This window comes from Vibrio sp. YT-17, assembly GCF_033337375.1.
In the GTDB taxonomy this organism is placed as follows: domain Bacteria; phylum Pseudomonadota; class Gammaproteobacteria; order Enterobacterales; family Vibrionaceae; genus Vibrio; species Vibrio alginolyticus.
Genome location: NZ_JAWOQP010000205.1, coordinates 1 through 1,031, shown reverse-complemented (window position 1 = coordinate 1,031; position 1,031 = coordinate 1). Strand labels below are relative to the sequence as shown.

Below are 1,031 nucleotides of genomic sequence, written 5' to 3'. Positions count from 1 at the left end.
ATTTTCTGTCATAAATGTACCTAGCCGGCAGCAAAGTCGTGAGAAGCCCCAAATGGGTATTGTTGTGATTTTGTAAACTGCATGTTTAACATCAATTGGATGGGCTTTCAAACACAACCAGAATGTGGTTTTCGTCGCAGACAACAAGATGACATTAACGTTATCGGTGTTTCAGGGCTTTTTGAGCGAAAAAAGAAAGCGAGCACGAAGCTCGCTTTGAGTTAGGAAGTGTTTAAAAAGGAAGTCGTAAGATTACTTCACGTACACGCGAGGGTTTGATGTGCCCCAAATGGTGTAAAGTTCTGGGAAGATCACGTCGGCGTTCTTCTCGATTTCTGCGGCATTGATGGTTTGAGATTTTTGGTTGCCGAACAGAACGACCTCAGAACCCGGCTTCACGCCTTTGATATCGGAAACGTCGATCATTGTTGTATTCATTGACGTTACGCCAACCACTTTTGCACGTTGACCATTGATCAGCACGTCTGCCGTATTGCCCATTTTTCTTGGGTAACCGTCAGAGTAACCGACAGGAAGGTTCGCCATTACGCTTTCTTTAGTGGTTGTAAAGCTGCTGTCGTAACCCACAGTGCTGTTTTTCGGTAGGTGGTGCAGTGATGCTACGCGTGTTTTGAAAGACACGATAGAAGGGTATTCAAGGTTAGTTGGTAGATCACCGTAAAGCACACCACCAGGACGGACCATATCAAGTTGAGCTTCTGGTACGTTAAGCGCTGTGTACGAGTTTGCTACGTGCAGAAGAATGTCTTCACGTTTTAGATCCGCTTCTTCAATTAGCCATGCCGAGCTTTCTTTGAATGAGCCAAGTTTCGCGCGTACTTCTTCTGCATTGTAATTCGGGAAGTGCGTCATGATACCGACAATCTCAACGCCAGATTGCTTAGCAATCGCAAGGGCTTCTTTTTTGCCGTTTTCTGTCGTCATGTCAATGCCGTTACGACCCATACCGCCGTCGTTAAGCGCAAGGTGAACTTTGACTGTCTTGTTTGCTTTTTTAGAGAGTGCAGCGA

Annotated in this window: 1 protein-coding gene; it reads right to left on the bottom strand. The window is 45.7% G+C overall.

All coding sequences use genetic code 11. The features are described from left to right. Positions 1–252: 252 nt before the first annotated feature. On the bottom strand, positions 253–1,031 hold a 779-nt coding region (locus tag R7F67_RS24965), incomplete at its 5' end, for an alanine racemase (RefSeq protein WP_318057549.1).